Genomic DNA, 16,027 nt, shown 5'->3' with positions numbered 1-16,027 from the left:
CCGCTGCGTGCTCGGCGGCCGTTTCGAAAGGTGTTGTGCTCATTCAGGAATGGACCCGACACCTACCGCCAGTTCGCGCAGCTTGTCCGACTCGGACCGCGTCCGGGGTGAGTAGACCACGAGGATCTGATCCGGGCTGCCCGGCAGCTCGAGGGATTGATACGAGAGTTCGAATTCGCCGGCGTGCGGATGGTCGAACTTCTTCACGCCGCTGCTCTTGCGGCTCACGGTGTGCTGACTCCATTTCCGGCGGAGTTCGGCACTGCCCGCGTTCAATTCCGCGACGAGGGCGCCGAGTTCGGCATCGTCGGGGTGCAGGCCGAGGTCGCGGCGCAGGAATCCCGCGGCGTTCGACACCGCGAGTTCCCGGTCCGGGTAGAGGCGGCGGACCTGTTCGTCGAGAAGGACCAGGCGGGCGAGGTTGCGCCGCGCGGGTGCCAGCGTGCCGAAGTCGGCGATCAGCTTGCGGGCCAAAGAGTTCCACGCGAGGACGTCCATCCTGCGGCCCAGCACGAATGCCGGGCGCTCCGGGAGGTCGCGCAGCAGCAGTCGCAATCCGGTGTGCACGCCCGGCGTCGGAGACGGCCGCCGTCTGGGCGGATTGGCCAGCCGGTGCAGGTGTTCGCGCTCGACGTCGTCGAGCAGCAGGGCGTCCGCGATCGAGTCGAGCACGCTGTCGGACACCCGCTCCGCGCGCCCCTGTTCCAGCCGCGTGTAGTAGTCGACGCTGACCGCGGCCAGCTGGGCGAGTTCTTCCCGGCGCAATCCCGCGACCCGACGCCGGTTCCGCGTGGTCACCACCCCCACGTCCTCGGGCTTGACGCGGGCGCGGCGCGATTTGAGGAAATCGGAGATATCCGGGTGAGCGGTCGCCATGCGCCCACTATCGGCCGGTGCGCCCGGCGTCGGCAAGGGTGATCGAGGACAGATTTCGCGGGATTCCGGCCAGATTCGGTGCCGCCTGGCACACGAAAGGCGCTGGGTAAGCTCGCGCGTATGCCTCGCGTCGCGGTGGCGGCCTTCTACGGCGCCGTCGGATTCGATCTCACCACCGTCTGCCAGACTTTCGCCCTGGCGAGCCGGCCGGACGGGTCACCCCTCTACGAGGTGCGCGTCTGCGGTGACAGCCCTTCCGCCTCTGCGGCCGGCGCGGACACCGTGTTCCAGCTCGTGCCGCCCTATCCGCTCGACGACATGCTGACGGCGGACACCGTCGTGGTGCCCGGCATCCGGGATGTGGAGGGCGACATCGCGGATGCGGTGGTGGAGGTGATCGCGAAGGCGGCCGCGTCCGGTATCCGGGTGGCGTCCATCTGCACCGGCGCGTTCGTGCTCGCCGCGGCCGGTGTGCTGGACGGGCTGACGGCCACCACACACTGGCGCGCCGCCCGGTCCTTGGCCGCGCGCTACCCGGCGGTGCGCGTCCGGTCCGACGTCCTGCTCGTGGACAACGGCCGGGTGCTCACCTCAGCCGGGGTGTGCGCGGGATTGGATCTGTGCCTGCCCCCTTGGAGGTCTTCCACTACGCCTCGCGGCTCGGCAGGCGCGGACGGGTGGAGGTGTCGTCTCGATGCCCGCAACGTCGGTCGTGACGTTGATGTCCGGGTTGGCGATCACGCCGCAAGCGGTGCTCGATCCCGCTCGGGCGGATCTGCTCATCGTCCCCGGCGGCGGCTACGGTCTGCCCGCGGGCAGTCCGGGGGTGCCTGCCGAGATCGCGCGCGGCCGGACTCCCTCGGCACTGGCCGATATTCGGCGCGGCGAGCTGACGATCGCCGCGGTGTGCACCGGAGTGATGTTGTTGTCGGCGGCCGGGATCACCCGGAATCGGGCGTGCACCACGCATCGCCGTGTGCGCGCCGATCTGGAGGGCGGAATCCTCGTCGACGCCCGGGTGGTCGACGACGGCGACCTGGTCACGGCGGGCGGGGTGACCTCCGGACTGGATCTCGCGCTGTGGCTGGTGGAACGCGAACTCGGTGCCGAACTGGCCGTTTCTGTGGAGGCACTGCTCGAATACGAACGCCGAGGCACGGTGTGGCGTCGACGGTGAACCGGCGATTCCCTTGTCCCGGAACGGGTAGGGCGATTCTGTTCAGCTCGTGACCGGCCGGGAATCGCGGTCGCCCGCGCGTAGCCGCTCGAGGCCGTCGAGGATGATGTCGAGGCCGAACTCGAATTCGGACTGGTCGTCGCACCAGCCGAGGGTGGACCCGGCGTCGCCGTGTTCGTGGGCGCCGGCGGCGATCATGCCGGCGATATTGGGGAAGCGGTCGGCCATGGCGGCCAGTTCGGCGGTGGCGGCTTCGTCGTCGGGGGCGCCGGAGGACTCGAAGAGTTCCTGGGTGAAGCCCAGTGCGCGGCTGCCGAGGGCGTGCATGGCGTGGTGGGCCAGGTCGTAGGAGAAGCCGCCGGTGCGCAACAGGCCGAGCAGCGCGTCGAAGTAGGTGATGAGTGACAGGGTCATCGGTGAGCGGGTGCTGATCAGCGCGGGCGCCCAGGTGTGGCGCAGCAGGACGGCGCGCGCGGTGAGAATTCGCCGGCGCAGCACCGGTTTCCATTCGGCGGGCGAGTCGGCGGACAGCGGTTCGACCGCCTCGTTGATGGTCTCGACGATCACCTCGACCATCCCGTCGAGCAGTTCGGCCTTGTTCGCCACGTGGTGGTAGAGCGACATGGCCTCGACCCCGAGGTCGGCGGCGACGTTGCGCATGGTGACCGCGCCGACGCCGTCGCGGTCGGCCCGCGCGACGGCGGCCCGCAGAATCTGCCCCCGGCTCAGGCGGGGCCGTTGATCGGTGCCCATACCGAACCAACTTACCGTACGCGGTAAGTCTCCCAGCTCTTGACAGCCTTACCCCGTAATGATTCCCTTACGAGGTAAGACTTACAAGGTAAGAGAGAAGGGTGTGGCCATGTGGATATGGATCGCGATCGGCGCGGGTGTGCCGATCGCGTCGGCGCTGCTCGGGGGCCTGATCTTGGTCCTGGTATTGCGCACGGGATACGCGCCCGGCGTAGCGGCGGTCCGTCGCTTTCATCGGCGCTTCACCAACCGGCAGGTGCTGAAGACCGCCGGGCAACCGGGCGCTTCGGCGGCGGTCATCCGGCACACGGGCCGGTCCAGCGGGAAGCTCTACGAGACGCCGATCGGCGTCGCCGAGGCCGGGGCGGACTTCATCGTCGCCCTCCCCTACGGCCCGCGCACCGACTGGCTGGCGAACCTCTTGGCGGCCGGGTCCGCCGAAGTCGTGCACGAAGGGGACACCTACCGGGTCAGCGAGCCCGAATTGGTCACGACCGCTTCGGTGTCCCGGTACCAGTCCGCGGGCGAACGCCTGACGCTGCGGCTGTTCGGCGTGGACGAAGTGCTGCGCGTGCGCAAGGAACAGATCGGGGAAAGCGCATGACACCCTTGGCGATTCACGCCGAAGGACTGCGCAAGCAGTTCGGTGACACGGTGGCGGTCGACGGTGTGGACCTGGCGGTCCCCGCCGGCGGCATCTACGGATTCCTCGGCCCGAACGGCGCCGGGAAGACCACCACCATCCGAATGCTGGCAACCCTGCTGCGGCCGTCGAGCGGGCGGGCGCGGATCTTCGGGCACGATGTCGTCACCGACACCGACGAGGTGCGCTCCCGCATCAGCCTCACCGGCCAATACGCCTCGGTCGACGAGGATCTCACCGGCATGGAGAACCTCGTGCTGATGGGACGGTTGCTCGGCCACAGCCGGCGCGGGGCGGCCGATCGGGCACGAGAACTGTTGTCCGCCTTCGGCTTGACCGAAGCCGCCGACCGGCCCGCGAAGCGCTACTCGGGCGGTATGCGACGGCGGCTGGATATCGCGGCGAGCATCGTCGTCACGCCCGATCTGCTGTTCCTGGACGAGCCGACCACCGGCCTGGACCCGCGCAGTCGCGGTCAGGTGTGGGAGGTGGTGCGGGAGCTGACGGCGGGCGGCACCACGGTGCTGCTCACCACGCAGTACCTCGAGGAAGCCGACCGGCTGGCGGATCGGCTGGCGGTGATCGATCGCGGGCGCGTCATCGCGGAGGGGACGGTGGCCGAGCTCAAGGAATCCGTCGGCGCGGGAGCGGTGCGTGTCCGGCTGCGGGACCCGAAGCGACGCCCGGAGGCCGAGCGCATCCTGGCGGAAGTGCTGCGCACGTCCGTGCAACACGAGGACGACCCGGTGGTGCTGTCGGCGCGACTCACCGATCCCGAGCGGGCCGGTGCGGCGCTGTCCGAACTGGTACGTGCGGGGGTCGAGGTCAGCGAATTCGGTGTCGGCCCACAGAGTCTCGACGAAGTGTTCCTGGCCCTGACCGGCCGTTCCTCGTCCGGAGAGAAGGTTCCCGCATGACTTACGCGTTCGCGAGTTCGGTGCGTCCGCCTCGTCCGAGTGCCGTGGCGACGGCGCGGGCGTTCGCGTGGCGGGCGATGCTGCGGATCAAGCACGTGCCGGATCAGCTTTCCGATGTGACCGTGTTCCCGCTGATGATGCTGGTGATGTTCACCTACCTGTTCGGCGGGGCGCTGGCGGGGTCCACGGGCGACTATCTGCAATCGGTGCTGCCGGGCATTCTCGTGATGACGGTGGTCATGACGACGCAGTCGACGGCGGTCGCGCTCAACGCCGACATCGGCAAGGGGGTGTTCGACCGGTTCCGGTCGCTGCCGATCTGGCAGCCCGCCGCGCTCGTCGGCGCGCTGCTGGCCGACCTCGGCCGCTACGCGATCGCGGCCGCGGTGGTGGTGGGTGCCGGTGTGCTGCTGGGCTTCCGGCCCGACGCGGGCGTCGCGGGCCTGCTCGCCGGAGCGGGCTTGGTGCTGCTGTTCGCGTGGAGCCTGTCGTGGGCGTGGACCGCGCTCGGCCTGCTCGCGCGCACCCCGCAGTCGGTGATGTTCCTCGCCATCCTCGTGACATTCCCGCTGAGCTTCGTCAGCAACGTCTTCGTGGACCCCGCCACCCTGCCCGGCTGGCTCCGGGCGTTCGTCGACGTCAACCCGATCACCCACCTGGTCGGCGCCGTGCGCGGGCTCATGCACGGCACTCCCGTCACCACCGACCTCACCTGGGTCTTCCTGGCTTGCGCTGTCCTGGTCGCGGTGTTCGGGCCGCTCACGATGTATCTGTATCGCCGCGAACGGTGAAGGGGCGCAAGGGTTCACGCCGGAGCGGGACCGTCCTGAGCCCGGCAAGTTTGTCGGGGTTGACCTGGAATCGCAGGCCCCGCAAGCGGCCGTCGAGGAGGTCGAAGGTGACGACGCCGATCGGGTATCCACCCATCACACCGAGCACGGCCAGTTCGCCATGGGTGGGCGTGGGCGCCGTCGCCCATCATCGCGCCGAGTTCCGTCGTGGCGAGGAGTGTGACCGTCAGGCCGGGGTGGCTGTCCGCGATCTCGGTCGCCGCTTCGATACCGGTCAGTCCCCCGCCGACCACCGAAACGGCGCCGCCGGTCGCGGCGATCTCGGTGAGGCGCCGCGCGAACCGGTGGGCCCGGCGCGGATCGTTCAGCGTCCACGCGTGGTCCGCGACACCCGGCACCAGCGTGGTGTCGGTCCCGCTGCCCACGGGCGTAGACGAGGGTGTCGTAGGTCAGGATCGCGTCGTCGTCGAGCGTGACGCGCCGCGTGCCGGGATCGATCGCGGTGGCGCTCGCCCGGTGGAACCGCACCCCGGTCCCCTCGAGCACCCGTGGGATCCGGTGATCGGCCAACTCCTGTCCGGCCGCGACCTGGTGCAGGCGCAGGCGCTCGGTGAACCGGTCCGACGGATTCACCACCGTGATGCGCACCCGCAGCTTCCGCGCGGTACGCCAACCGCACGGTGGCGAGCATGCCGGTGCAACCGGCGCCCAGCACGACGATGTCGTGGGTTTCGGTGGTGTCCACGACGGTGCCTCCGTTGCGCTCGTTCTTCGAGGTCGGTCATGGGACAACGGTCCTTCGCCCGGGTTGCCCCGGATAACAGCGCATTACCCGGGGAATCGCCGAGCCTTCGGGCGACGCTGCTGAACCCGCAGGCATGAGCAGATATCCATCGGAGGCGCCACCGGGTTGACCGGCACAGCACATGTTTTGCCACCAAGTAGTGCACCGGGTGCGCGATCACAGGAAAAGTGATGCGGCGTCGCCTGCCGGACCGATCACCTCGGCGTGCTGGCGACCGCGGTGGCGGGTTGGAACAGTTCGATCAGGTTGCCGGCGGGGTCGGCGAGCAGAATTTGGCGGCCGCCTGGGCCGCTGACCAGGTCGCTGCGGAATTCGACGTCGATTGCGCGGAGGCGTTCGATCTCAGCATCGAGGTCGGCGACGATGAGGTGGATGCGATTGCCGCCCGGTCCGGCGGTGTCGGCGGGGGTGGCGCGTGCGCCGGAACTGGTTGGGCCTGAAAGCAATAGGCGCAGTGGGCCGCGGACGACGTCGGCGAAAGCGGGGGTGGCGTTGGTGTGCAGGGTGAAACCGAGGTGGCCGGTGTAGAAGTCGGCGGCTGTCTGGACGTCATCGACGAGGTAGCGGACGCTGGCGTATTCGGTGGTGGATGTTGTCATCGGACGGTCCTTTTCGCAAGGGTCGGCAGCAGATAGTGGATGCGGATGTCGATTTCGGCGGCCGTGGCCCGAAATCTCGGGTAGACGTCCTCGTCGCTGCCGTGTGCGGCTGCGGGGTCGGGGATGCTCCAGTGGATCCATCGAGGATCGTCACCGAATTCCGGACAGACCTCACGGGCCTTGTCGCACAGGGTGATCACCGCATCGAAGTGCTGATCGGCCAGAGTTTCCAGGCGGCGAGGTACGCGGCCGCACAGGTCGATGCCGTATTCCTCCCGCAGCACTCGCACCGTGTCGGTATGCATGGCGGGTTTCGGGTTGCTACCGGCGCTGAACACCTCGACTCGGCCGCCGGTGCGCAACCGCAACAGCTCTTCGGCGATCGCGGAGCGGGCGCTGTTGCCGGTGCAGACGAACAGCACCGCCAGCGGTGCCGAGGGTTCGAATGCGACGGGCGCGGACGCCATTCGCAGGGCCGGGTGCAGTACCTTCCCGGCTCCGGCGAGCATCTCGACGCTGCGGTCCAGGTCCAGGTGGTAGTAGCTGTCTCGGCCGTCGTGACTGCTGCGCGTGGCGGTGACAAGGCCACCGTCCCGCAGCAGCCGGAGGTGGTAGGAGACCAGGTTCTGCGGCTCGCCCACGCGGGCCACCAGCTCGCGCACGCGATAGTCACTGTCCGACAGCGCGGTCAGCAGCTGCCAGCGCAACGGATGCGCGGCGAGATGAACAAACGGTGGGACCGCTTGACGGGTCGACGTCATAGGCCGAGGGTAGCATCGATTACATCAACTGCTTTTGATGTATTTTCGGAATCGGTCCGCGTCAGGAGCATGGTGTCCAGGAAATCGGGGTCGGTCGCGACGGAAGAGCCGCGCCACCGCCACCGGCAGAGCGGGCGCCACGCGATCGGGCACGAACACGGCAACGGGTACGCGGTGCCGCGCCACCCGGGTCCGTGCGACAGCGGTGGGGGTCTGACGCCGCTGTTCCGGTCGTACGTACTGCCGTACGGCGAAGTCGAACCCACCATGAAGGTCCGCCTCGCGCGGTGCCCCGATCGGCGGCCACCAACTACCCCCGGTCCCGCGGGACTCATGGTGCCGCGGCGGAAGAAGCATCGTGGTGCGGCACCCGTTCCACGGGCATGCCCGCCAGCGTACATTCGAGCATGTTTCGTTTCGCTATTTCGTTTGCCGCACACGTATGTCACGAAACGAAACTGCGCCTGACCTTCGGAGACCGGAGCAGAGCCGTCGCCATCCTGACCACCGATAAGTGAACATTATCGGTGGTCAGAGTGAGGCGTTCCCCTGGTCACATCTCTGCCCTATTTCGTTTCGTTTGGTCGCCGACAACGCTACGAAATATACGAAACGGCCGCGAGAAAGTGGGGTCGTAGGTACGCCCGTGCCGAACTGTCTCGCAACGGCACGGGAGGCCAGCTCCGAGAAGATCCGGGGGAGGGACCCGTGCGCTGCCGTAACGGTGAATCCTGTTGATGCTGGGGCGGATTCGTACCTATCGACTGGCACATCGACCCACAGGTGATTCCGGCCGCCAAGCGGGCGCCGTCGAGCACCTGAGCGGCGGCGAGGACGGTCTGGATGCGACGTTGGGCGTGAGCGACTTCGGAGGCGCGCGGGCCGGTGGCCGTGCCGCCGGCCTCGCTCCTGCTGCTCCTTCTCGGCGTGGTCAACGGCCGAGGGTTCACCCAACGTCAGCCGCGGTGCGGGCGTGGTCGAGAAGTTGCCTTCGCCCTCGGCCGCCAGAGCTTCGCCCAGGTCGACACAGCAGGCGCCATCACCGGCGTGGCGGGTGTCGGGGGCGTCGTAATCGGGAAGCGCGCGACCTGGGGCGCGACGACCCAGCCCTCGGCTTCGGTGGGAACCGCGACGGTCACCGTCTGCCGGGCTCGGCGCGATGGTGGTCGGGAACAGCGTCGGACATCGCGCTCGGCGGCGGGGAAGACGGTGTATTCGAGCCCCACTGCCACAGGGCCTGTAGCACTGGGACCAGCGTGCGGCCACGTTCGGTGAGCGTGTAAGACACTCGCGGCGGCCACCCGGGTGTGCGGGTGCGGTCGATGACCCCCGCCTTGGTCAGCTGGGTCAGCCGATCGGTGAGGACCTTGTCCGACAAACTGGGCAGCGCCCGGGCGATGTCGCTGAATCCGCGTGGGCCGCGCAGGAGTTCGAGCACGACCAGCGGGGTCCACCGCCCGCGCAGCGCGGCGAGGGCTATCTCCACCGGGCACGCCGGGTCGGGCGCCGCGTCCGGCGCACGGCAACTGTTGAGGAAATCCATCGAGGCGTAACCAACCGTTTGGTGAGCCACGGATGGCCTCCTTAGCGTCGTCGTCACGAACACAACCCACGGCGCCGTCGTTCGCCTCCGCGATCTCGAGGCCGCGTCCGGGTTGCGGTTCGATCATAGGAACCACGTACGGCCCGCCGATACGGGCCGGAGCAGGAGACGGCATGACGATCGAGCAGCAGAAGTACGCGGTCGCGGAAACGGTCGCCAGGATCTTTCACGCGCTCGACGACCACGATTGGGACACGATCGGGGCGCTCACCGCCGACCCGGTCGATATCGACTACCCGTCCAAACAAGGAGGCGTGGAGACACTGCGCACCGGCGACTTTCTTGCCGGGCTGCGCGGGTTCCTCCCCGGGTTCGATGCCACCCAGCATCTGCTCGGTCCCATCGTCGTCACGATGGATTCCCCGGTCACGGCGACGTCACGCTTCCACGCCCGAGTCACCCACCTGCTCACCGACGCCGCGGACGAGAGAATCTGGGTGATCGGGTGCCATTACACGGTCGGCCTCGCACGCACGGACAACGCGTGGAAGCTGACGTCGTCCCGGGTTCGGGTGTCCTATGAGGAGGGCAGCCGCGAGCTCGAGACCAGAGCGCGCCGGCGCGTGAGCGGGTAATCCAGCCGGTGCCCGCGGCCGGACCCGTCCGCCGCGCATTCGCCCGGTGTCCGGCACTGATGCGGCGTTCCTGCACACCAGTGCGGGCCGGCGAGGTGATCGGTGACGAGGATGCGCCAGGCAGTGATCGGTCCAGATCCGGCGCCGCGGTCGGGCATCACGACCCGCGCTGCGGCACTACGAACCGTCGGGCAGGCGCGTCGCACTTAGGGTGTAGGCGTGGACGGTGTCGTGGTGGTGCCCGAGGTGGTGCGCAGTGCGTTGCGGCGCGGGGTGGGGAGTGTGCTCGTGGACGCGGCGGCGTTGCGGCGGGTGCGGGAGCGCTTCGACGAGGGGCAGGCGGCATCGCTGGGGCGGTATCTGGAGGCGTCCCAGTCGGCGAACACGGTGCGGGCCTATCGCAGTGACTGGGTGGCGTGGGCCGCGTGGTGCGCGGCCGAGGGGCGGACCGCACTGCCCGCCGACGCACTCGACGTGGCGGTGTATCTCGCAGCTGTCGCGGATGCGCGAAAAGCGAACGGGGCGTGGGCTTTCAGTCCGGCGACGGTGGAGCGCAAGTCGGCGGCGATCGCGGCCGTGCACGCGGCGAACGGGTTGCCCTCCCCCACGCGGACCGACGTGGTGCGGTTGACGTTGCGCGGTATCCGGCGCACCCGCCGCGCCGCGCCGACCCGCAAACGCCCCGTCTTGCTGCACACCTTGGACCAGTTGCTGGCGGAGTTGCCCGAATCCGGATGGCCCACCGAGCCCGCGCGCCGTCGCGACACGCTGATGCTGCTGGTCGGGTTCGCGGGGGCGTTGCGGCGCAGCGAGTTGGCGGGGCTGCGGGTGCGGGACGTGCGGGTCACGCTGGATCACGCGACCGGGGAGCCGGTGCTGATCGTCCAGTTGCCCTCGACCAAGACCGACCCGACCGGCGCGTCCGAGCAGCGGGTCGCCCTCCCGCGCGGGCAGCGTCCACGCACCTGTCCCGTATGCGCGTTCGCCGATTGGGTACGCCTGCTCGAAATTCACACCGCCGCAAGAGAACTCCGCGAGTTCTGCGAGCGGCCGCTCGACAACACGATCCACCGCTGCCACGGCTTCACCGGCACTCCCCTCGCCGACCACCCCGACCTCCCGCTGTTCCCGGCAATCAACCGGCACGGCGGGATCGGCGCGCGCTCCATCTCCGGCCGCGCCGTCGCCGAACTGATCAAGCGCTATGCCGCCCGCGCCGGCCTCGACCCCGCCCTGTTCTCCGGGCACTCACTGCGCGCCGGCTTCGCCACCCAAGCCGCCCTCGGCGGCGCCAGCGACCGCGAGATCATGCGCCAGGGACGCTGGTCCAACCCCCGCACGGTCCACGGCTACATCCGCACCGCCAACCCCCTCGAAGACAACGCGGTCACCAAACTCGGTTTGTGACCGGTCGAGACGACAGCTCGGCCGGACAAGACTTTCGTCGTTCGCCTCCGGTAGCGAACCTTCGAGACCGCCGCGTTCCGGCAACACACGCGGGACTCGGACGTGACCACGGTGGCCGAGGCTCGGGCCCGCCGATCACCTCTGACCGCGTTCGGCAATTCGGGGGGTTTCAGGACAAAGGCAAGGAGTGCGATACCTCCTTGCCCCTTTCAACATATAGCGCACCCCGGGGCTTGCGGCAAGACCCCGGTCGTGCTGCACAATCGTCCGCCTGAGTCGACTACCTGCGGAAATGTGTCCGTGGGGTCGGCTGGACTACGACGGATCGGGGTTTCGATGATTGACGTGATCATTGCCGGTGGTGGGCCGACCGGGGCGATGTTGGCGGGTGAGTTGCGGCTGCGCGGCGTGGGCGTGGTGGTGGTGGTGGAGAAAGATCTGGAGTTGCCGCTGTTCGTGCGGTCGCTGGGATTGCATGTGCGCAGTATCGAGGTGATGGATCAGCGCGGGTTGCTGGATCGTTTTCTCGCGCACGGGAAGACGTATCCAGTGGGCGGGTTCTTCGCCGCGATGGACAAGCCCACGCCGGCGCGCCTCGATACCGCGCACCCGTACGTTCTCGGCATCCCGCAGAACGTGACGGACCGCCTGCTGGCCCAGCACGCGGCCGAAGCGGGGGCCGAGATCCGTCGCGGCGCCGAACTGGTCGGGTTCAGCCAGGACGAGGACGGTGTCACGGCCGAGCTGGCCGACGGGACGCGCCTGCGCTGCCGCTACCTCGTCGGCTGCGACGGCGGGCGCAGCACGGTGCGCAAGCTGGCCGGAATCGGCTTCCCGGGGGAACCGTCGCGGGTGGAGACGCTGATCGGTGAGATGGCGAGTGACGCACCGCTCGAGGAGATCATGGCGGTGGTGCGCGAGGTGCGCGAGACCGAGAAGCGCTTCGGCCTCGGGCCGGTCGGCGACGGGGTGTATCGGGTGGTGGTGCCCGCCGACGGCGTGGCCGAGGATCGCGCGGTGATGCCGACGCTCGATGATTTCCGCCGACAGTTGCGCGCTTACGCCGGAACGGATTTCGGTGTGCGTTCGCCGCGCTGGATGTCGCGGTTCGGCGACGCCACCCGCCTCGCCGACCACTACCGCGCCGGACGCGTCCTACTGGCCGGCGACGCCGCGCATATCCACCCGCCCACGGGCGGGCAGGGACTCAACCTCGGTATCCAGGACGCGTTCAATCTCGGCTGGAAGCTCGCCGCCCAGCTGGCGGGGTGGGCGCCCGACGGTCTGCTCGACACCTACGAGAGCGAACGCCGCCCGGTCGCCGAGGACGTCCTCAACAACACCCGCGCCCAGATGGCACTGCTCGCCACCACGCCGGGCGCGTTGGCGCTGCGCCGCCTGGTGTCGGAGCTCATGGATTTCAACGAGGTCAACCGCTATCTCATCGAGAAGATCACCGCGATCTCGGTGCGCTACGACTTCGGCCCCGGCGACGACCTGCTGGGCCGGCGCCTGCGCAACATCCCGCTGAAGCACGGCCATCTCTTCGACCTCCTGCACGAAGGCCGCGGCCTGCTCCTCGACCAGACCGGCGACCTGGCGATCGAGGGCTGGGCCGACCGCGTCGACCACGTGGTCGAGGCCAGCGAAGAACTCGACACGCCTGCCGTTCTGCTCCGCCCCGACGGCCACGTCGCCTGGCTCGGGGACGACCGAGAGGGGCTGCGCGCCGCGCTCGCGAGATGGTTCGGCGAACCCACCGGCTGAACGGCCGAGAGCGCCGGACGTCCGCGGTGGAACACGATGCCCGCGACGTAGACCAGCACTCCGGCCAGCGGCGCGCGAGGGTGTCTATCGGTAGCCCGCGAGGCCGTCGGCGAGTTCTTCCTCGTCACCGTCGCGATGGGCCGAAAGGGCTTGCTGGAGAGCGAAAGTGGCGCGGAGGGTGGCGATCCTGGTGCGGGTCGGCGGATCGGTGCCGAGCAGGGCGAGCAGAGGCTCGAGGACCGCAGGCGGGTAGGTGGCCGAGAGGGCGGCGAGGTCTTCGGCCGGGTCGCCCAGGCAGGCGTCGTCCCAGTCGACGACGCCGAGCAGGCGGGGTGGGTTGCCCGTGTCCCACAGGAGGTTCTCGCCGCCGAGGTCGCCGTGCACTATCGCGGTGGTGAGGTGGGGCAGGGTGTCGAGGGCGTCCAATTCCCTTGTGGCGCGTACTCGTCCGGCGGCGGACATCAGGGGGAACAACCCGGCGCGCACCTCGTCGGCGAACACTTCCCAGCGGTCGGCGGGCGCTTCCGGGAGGGGCGCGGTGCCGGCGGAAGCCAGCGAGGAGAGGAGTTCCGCGAGTTGCCGGGCCACCGCTTCCGGCGCGCCGGGCCGCGACAGGGCGGATTCCGGCAGCGGCTGCCCTGGAATCCGGGTGAGCACCAGGTAGGCGGGCTCCTCGGATTCGGCGATCGGTTCGGGTGTCGCGACGCCGAGCCCGAGCCCCGACAGTGCCCGCAGGACGGCGGCTCGGGCGGGCAGGCGCGCGGCCGCCGCCTCGGTGCGCGGGAAGCACACCACCCGGTCCCGCCCGAGCACCACATGATGGAACTGTCCTTGCCGCACTTCGCATTCCGCCACGGCGTCGTCCGGGAGGAGGCAGGTGAGCAGGGATCGGTGCTCGTCCAGAACGTCCATGCGCTTCCTTCCGTGGGCCGGACACCAACAATGCCCGACCCACGCGCGCTCACACCGCCAGGGGTGCGCCCAGCCCCTCGCGCGCGATCACCGCGAGCGCGTTCGCCACCGAGTCCGGCGCGGCGGGCAGCAGCGGCAGCCGCACGTCGGGCGTGGGGATGAGGCCTTGGGCGTGCAGGACGCCCTTGATGACGGTCGGGTTCGGCTCGGCGAACGCGGCCGCCGACAGCCGCGCCAGACGACCGCCCAGCGACCGCGCGAACGCGAAATCGCCCGTGCGCCAGGCGCGTTCCAGCGCGATATAGCCGTGCGGGTCGAGCTGCGCGGTCGCCAGGATGCCGCCCTGGGCGCCGAGCGCGAACATCGGGCCCGCGAACGTGTCGTCCCCGACGAGCACCGCGAAATCGGTGGGCGGGTCACCGAGCAGATCGACCGCGTCCGCGTCCACCGCGCCGACCGCGTACTTCACACCGACCACGCCGGGCAGCGCCGCGATCCGCCGCATCGACTCCGCACCGAGCGTCCGGCCCGTCCGGTACGGGATGTGGTAGGCCACCACCGGCACCGGCGACGCCGCCGCGACCTGCGCGAAGTGCGCCACGACACCGGCCTCGCTCGGGCGCGTGTAGTACGGCACCGGCACCATCGCCGCGCTCACGTGCGACCACGCCGCCAGCTCCGCCACCGCGCCTGCACTGGTGCGGGTGTCGTTGCCGCCCACGCCGACGATCAGCGCGGCGCCCGACACCGCGCACACCCGCGCGCACAGGTCGATCACACCGCGCCGCTCGTCCGGCTCGAGCGCGGCCACCTCGGCGGTGGTGCCCAGCGCCACCAAGCCCGACGCGCCCGCGTCCAGCACCGACCGCGCCAGCGACTCCAGCGCGTCCCACGCCACCGACCCGTCGGCGGCGAACGGCGTCACCAGCGGTACGAAAATGCCCTGCAAACCATCCATACCCTCAGCTTCGCGCACAACCGACATCAGAACCAGTTCACATCTTTGACGTCGAGCGTAAGCTGAGCTGATGCTCGACGTGCGCAGGCTGCGGTTACTCCGCGAACTGGCCCGGCGCGGCACCATCGCCGCCGTCGCCGACGCGCTGGCATTCACCCCGTCGGCCGTCTCCCAGCAACTGTCCGCGCTCGAACGCGAAGCCGGCGTGTCACTGCTCGAACGCACCGGCCGCAGCGTCACCCTCACCCCCGCCGGGCACACCCTCGTCGCGCACGCCGACGCCGTCCTGGCCCGTCTCGAAGAGGCCGAAGCCGACCTCGCCGACGCGCGCGCCGGACTCACCGGCCCGCTGCGCATCGGCGCGTTCCCCAGCGCCACACAGACTTTCATCCCGTCCACCCTCACCCGGCTGGCCGGCGACCACCCCGGCCTGGAACCCCGCGTCACCGAACTCGACCCCGCCGAGGTCGCCGACGCCCTGCGCGCCGGCACACTCGACGTCGCCCTCATCCACGACTACGACCTCGTGCCGTTCCCCACCGAACCCGGCATCCACACCGAACCGCTGCACCGCGAGGCCATGTTCCTCGCCGCCGCAGGCGCCACCCCGCACACCACCCTCGATACCTGGCGCGACGCACCCTGGATCGTCGCCACTCCGGGCACCCGCTGCCACGCCATGACCGTCCGAGCCTGCGCCGCAGCGGGTTTCACCCCGCACGTGCGCCACTACATCGACGACTTCGCCACCGTGCTGACCTTCGTGGCGCAAGGTCACGGCGTCGCGTTGATCCCCGAACTGAGCACCGCCGGTCCCCCGCCCGGCGTGCACCTCGCGCGGCTGCCCATCGCCCGCACCACCATCATCGCCTGCCGCGCGGGCGCGGGCCGCCACCCCGCCGTCAGCGCGTTCGCGGCCGCGGTGCGCGCGGCCGTCGACGGAGTCCGGGCGGATAGGCGGTGAATTCTTTTGCCGCGCAATCAGCTACGCGTCAGTTCGAAGATGCGGAACTCCCGCCCACCCGACAGCTCGTACTCCATCTCGTACCCCGGCCAGAACTCCACGGCGTGATCCCACGCCCGCTTGCGATCCACACCCGTGATCTCGGTGACGCGCACCGTGAACACCTCACCCCGGTGCCGCACCGTCGCCGACCTCGCCGCGCGCAGGTTCGCCGACCACGCCGGATGCGCCTTGCTCCCCCAATTCGAGCCGATCACAAGGAAATCCGCGCCGCGCGGCACATACAGCAGCGACGTGGTGCGCGGCAGACCCGACTTGCGGCCCGCCACCGTCACCTCGAGGGACGGCAGACCGGCCAGATCCAGCACGCCCAACCGGTCACCGCTGACGCGGCGCACGAACCGTTCCAGCGGCAGCACCACCGGCGCGGCGCGCATCATCCACGGCTGCCGCCCGAGGCGACGCGCCAGACCGGGCAGCGGATTCGACACCATGCCCGAATCCTGACATGCCGCAGCG

The 16,027-nt window shown here is 69.8% G+C and carries 16 protein-coding genes and 1 pseudogene; 9 read left to right on the top strand and 8 right to left on the bottom strand.

The features are described from left to right. Nucleotides 1–39: 39 nt before the first annotated feature. Nucleotides 40–876, bottom strand: a complete 837-nt coding sequence (locus DFR74_RS07280) for a helix-turn-helix transcriptional regulator (protein WP_067501795.1) — start codon at nt 874–876, stop codon at nt 40–42. A gap of 120 nt (nt 877–996) precedes the next feature. Between DFR74_RS07280 and DFR74_RS37795 the strand changes: the two are divergent. Beyond that, a pseudogene (locus DFR74_RS37795) lies at nt 997–1,440 on the top strand (DJ-1/PfpI family protein); the annotation flags it as partial. A gap of 130 nt (nt 1,441–1,570) precedes the next feature. Next, the gene (locus tag DFR74_RS07270; protein WP_084537222.1) at nt 1,571–2,053 is read left to right on the top strand and encodes a DJ-1/PfpI family protein; all 483 of its coding nucleotides are present in this window, start codon (nt 1,571–1,573) and stop codon (nt 2,051–2,053) included. Nucleotides 2,054–2,095: 42 nt separating this feature from the next. On the opposite strand, the gene DFR74_RS07265 is transcribed toward DFR74_RS07270, so the two are convergent. Further along, nucleotides 2,096–2,806, bottom strand: coding sequence for a TetR/AcrR family transcriptional regulator C-terminal domain-containing protein (locus DFR74_RS07265; RefSeq protein WP_067501800.1), 711 nt, complete (start codon nt 2,804–2,806; stop codon nt 2,096–2,098). A gap of 109 nt (nt 2,807–2,915) precedes the next feature. Here DFR74_RS07265 and DFR74_RS07260 point away from each other — a divergent pair, with 109 nt between their 5' ends. Genes DFR74_RS07260 through DFR74_RS07250 form a run of 3 tightly spaced genes read left to right on the top strand, consistent with a single transcriptional unit; the run spans nt 2,916 to nt 5,157 of the window. After that, entirely contained in the window at nt 2,916–3,410 is a 495-nt protein-coding gene (locus tag DFR74_RS07260; protein ID WP_067502157.1) for a nitroreductase family deazaflavin-dependent oxidoreductase, read from the top strand. Next, nucleotides 3,407–4,366, top strand: coding sequence for an ATP-binding cassette domain-containing protein (locus DFR74_RS07255; RefSeq protein WP_067501803.1), 960 nt, complete (start codon nt 3,407–3,409; stop codon nt 4,364–4,366). The genes DFR74_RS07260 and DFR74_RS07255 overlap by 4 nt, the downstream gene beginning before the upstream one ends. Continuing rightward, nucleotides 4,363–5,157: an ABC transporter permease gene (locus tag DFR74_RS07250; protein ID WP_067501805.1), complete on the top strand. Its 795-nt coding sequence runs from the start codon at nt 4,363–4,365 to the stop codon at nt 5,155–5,157. Before DFR74_RS07255 ends, DFR74_RS07250 begins: the two co-directional genes overlap by 4 nt. A 999-nt stretch (nt 5,158–6,156) precedes the next feature. Here the strand turns inward: DFR74_RS07250 and DFR74_RS07235 are convergent. The 3 genes from DFR74_RS07235 to DFR74_RS07220 all read right to left on the bottom strand — a co-directional run bounded on the left by DFR74_RS07235 (nt 6,157) and on the right by DFR74_RS07220 (nt 8,895). Further along, a complete protein-coding gene (locus tag DFR74_RS07235) occupies nt 6,157–6,561 on the bottom strand; it encodes a VOC family protein (RefSeq protein ID WP_067501808.1) in 405 nt (134 codons plus the stop codon). Beyond that, nucleotides 6,558–7,322 carry an arsenate reductase/protein-tyrosine-phosphatase family protein gene (locus DFR74_RS07230; protein ID WP_067501811.1) on the bottom strand — a complete coding sequence of 255 codons (765 nt, stop codon included), beginning with the start codon at nt 7,320–7,322 and terminating at the stop codon, nt 6,558–6,560. Before DFR74_RS07230 ends, DFR74_RS07235 begins: the two co-directional genes overlap by 4 nt. Before the next feature lie 1,135 nt (nt 7,323–8,457). Beyond that, a complete protein-coding gene (locus DFR74_RS07220) occupies nt 8,458–8,895 on the bottom strand; it encodes a winged helix-turn-helix transcriptional regulator (protein WP_067501814.1) in 438 nt (145 codons plus the stop codon). Nucleotides 8,896–9,038: 143 nt separating this feature from the next. Between DFR74_RS07220 and DFR74_RS07215 the strand changes: the two genes are divergently transcribed. From DFR74_RS07215 to rox, 3 genes are all read left to right on the top strand, one after another. Continuing rightward, nucleotides 9,039–9,500, top strand: coding sequence for a nuclear transport factor 2 family protein (locus DFR74_RS07215; RefSeq protein WP_170160713.1), 462 nt, complete (start codon nt 9,039–9,041; stop codon nt 9,498–9,500). A 219-nt stretch (nt 9,501–9,719) separates the two neighbouring features. Beyond that, the gene (locus DFR74_RS07210; protein ID WP_067501817.1) at nt 9,720–10,907 is read left to right on the top strand and encodes a site-specific integrase; all 1,188 of its coding nucleotides are present in this window, start codon (nt 9,720–9,722) and stop codon (nt 10,905–10,907) included. Nucleotides 10,908–11,243: 336 nt separating this feature from the next. Beyond that, the gene (gene rox / locus DFR74_RS07205) at nt 11,244–12,674 is read left to right on the top strand and encodes a rifampin monooxygenase (RefSeq protein WP_067501820.1); all 1,431 of its coding nucleotides are present in this window, start codon (nt 11,244–11,246) and stop codon (nt 12,672–12,674) included. 84 nt (nt 12,675–12,758) lie between these two features. Here rox and DFR74_RS07200 read toward each other — a convergent pair whose 3' ends face one another. Both DFR74_RS07200 and DFR74_RS07195 read right to left on the bottom strand, forming a co-directional pair. Continuing rightward, nucleotides 12,759–13,586, bottom strand: a complete 828-nt coding sequence (locus DFR74_RS07200) for a phosphotransferase family protein (RefSeq protein WP_067501823.1) — start codon at nt 13,584–13,586, stop codon at nt 12,759–12,761. Between the two features lie 49 nt (nt 13,587–13,635). Further along, entirely contained in the window at nt 13,636–14,544 is a 909-nt protein-coding gene (locus DFR74_RS07195; RefSeq protein ID WP_067501826.1) for a dihydrodipicolinate synthase family protein, read from the bottom strand. A 70-nt stretch (nt 14,545–14,614) separates the two neighbouring features. Between DFR74_RS07195 and DFR74_RS07190 the strand changes: the two genes are divergently transcribed. Continuing rightward, on the top strand, nt 14,615–15,508 hold the full coding sequence (locus tag DFR74_RS07190) for a LysR family transcriptional regulator (RefSeq protein ID WP_067501829.1): 894 nt from the start codon (nt 14,615–14,617) through the stop codon (nt 15,506–15,508). Between the two features lie 17 nt (nt 15,509–15,525). Here DFR74_RS07190 and DFR74_RS07185 read toward each other — a convergent pair whose 3' ends face one another. After that, complete coding sequence (locus DFR74_RS07185) at nt 15,526–16,002, bottom strand: nitroreductase family deazaflavin-dependent oxidoreductase (protein ID WP_067501832.1); 477 nt, start codon at nt 16,000–16,002, stop codon at nt 15,526–15,528. Nucleotides 16,003–16,027: the final 25 nt, after the last annotated feature.

Origin of the sequence: Nocardia puris, from assembly GCF_003315035.1 — a bacterium.
GTDB classification, from domain to species: domain Bacteria; phylum Actinomycetota; class Actinomycetes; order Mycobacteriales; family Mycobacteriaceae; genus Nocardia; species Nocardia puris.
The sequence above is the reverse complement of the archived record's forward strand: the minus strand, read 5'-3'. Positions and strand labels throughout refer to the sequence as shown.